The organism is Saccharomonospora sp. NPDC046836 (assembly GCF_040645195.1).
Taxonomy (GTDB): domain Bacteria; phylum Actinomycetota; class Actinomycetes; order Mycobacteriales; family Pseudonocardiaceae; genus Prauserella_A.
Genome location: NZ_JBEYXW010000130.1, coordinates 1 through 1,201, shown reverse-complemented (window position 1 = coordinate 1,201; position 1,201 = coordinate 1). Strand labels below are relative to the sequence as shown.

The window sequence follows — 1,201 nt, the reverse complement described above, 5'->3', positions numbered from 1 at the left end:
CGCTACCGCCGCGAGGCCGGCTGACCTGTTGCAGGTGGCTCACGACGGCGGCAGGCTTGTGATGACAGTGGCCGGCGCCAAGGCCGAGGCCGAGGTCCAGGCCGCCGGGGCCGAACGGGCGGGGTGAGTCGCGGGCGGCGCTCACGCTCCCGTGGTGGATCCCGGCCGCACGATCATCAGCACCACCACCGCCGCCCACAGCAGGTTGAACACCCCCGTGGCCATCGCCAGCCGCGCCCCCGCCGCCCGTCGCTCCTCACCCGCGACGGCCCCTTCCTCGCCCTCCAGGCCCTCCAGCAGCTCCCCCTGCCCCGGCAGGATCACCGCCACCAGCACCCCTGCCGCCACCCCCGTCAGCACGATCGACACGACCAGCCAGGCATCCGACAGCACCCCCAGCGCCGCCCCCGTCGCGATTCCCAGCACCGGCACGGCCGCACCCACGTACGCATAGCTGCGGCAGATCTTGTGGAGGAGGGCGGGTGTCTCCGCCGGCGGGGCGGTTCTGGCGAGGCGGGGGAACATCGAGGCGGCGACGGTGATCGGGCCGATGGCGAGGATGGCGGCCAGGACGTGGAGGGAGAGGAAGAGCTTGGCCATGGGGTCCGGGGTCCCTTCAGGGGGGTGAGACAGTTGGCGGGCAATAGGTTGGCTGCCAACGTGAAGCGTGCGGAGTCAGGGATAGCACGCCGGGTGGGCCCTTGGGTAGGCTGCCTACGTATGAAGCATGATGCGGTACGGGGACATCTGGACGGGCTGTTGCTCGCGGTGGTCGAGCCGGGGCCCCTGCACGGGTACGCGATCATCACGGCGGTGCAGGAACGCAGTGGTGGAGCGCTGGAGTTGCGGACCGGGACCATCTATCCGGCGCTCAACCGGCTGGAGCGGGTGGGCCTGTTGCGCAGCGACTGGGAGGCGGTCGGGCAACGGAAGCGGCGGCGTTACGAGTTGACCGTGGCGGGGCGGCGGCAGCTGGCCGAGGAACGGTCGGCGTGGCGGGACTTCACGCGCGTGATCGGGGCAGTGCTCGACCCGGCGCCCGCTCCCGGGGCGGCGACCGGGGCCGCGACGTGAGCGCGGCGCCGCGCGGGCGATCGGGTCGAACTGCAACGGACGGTTCATGGGCCTCGAAGGCAGCTCGAAGGTGTGCGGCACGCCGTGCAGGCTGGTCGCCCGCCAGCGCCGGGCCAGCTCCCAGAAC

At 72.5% G+C, this 1,201-nt stretch carries 2 protein-coding genes; one reads left to right on the top strand and one right to left on the bottom strand.

Going from position 1 to position 1,201, the window contains the following annotated elements; all coding sequences use genetic code 11:
• Positions 1-141: 141 nt before the first annotated feature.
• The gene (locus tag ABZ863_RS35695) at positions 142-600 is read right to left on the bottom strand and encodes a DUF2269 family protein (RefSeq protein WP_358544219.1); all 459 of its coding nucleotides are present in this window, start codon (positions 598-600) and stop codon (positions 142-144) included.
• Between the two features lie 120 nt (positions 601-720).
• On the opposite strand from ABZ863_RS35695, the gene ABZ863_RS35690 reads away from it, so the two are divergent.
• Complete coding sequence (locus tag ABZ863_RS35690) at positions 721-1,074, top strand: helix-turn-helix transcriptional regulator (protein ID WP_128464772.1); 354 nt, start codon at positions 721-723, stop codon at positions 1,072-1,074.
• The last annotated feature ends 127 nt before the right edge of the window (positions 1,075-1,201 follow it).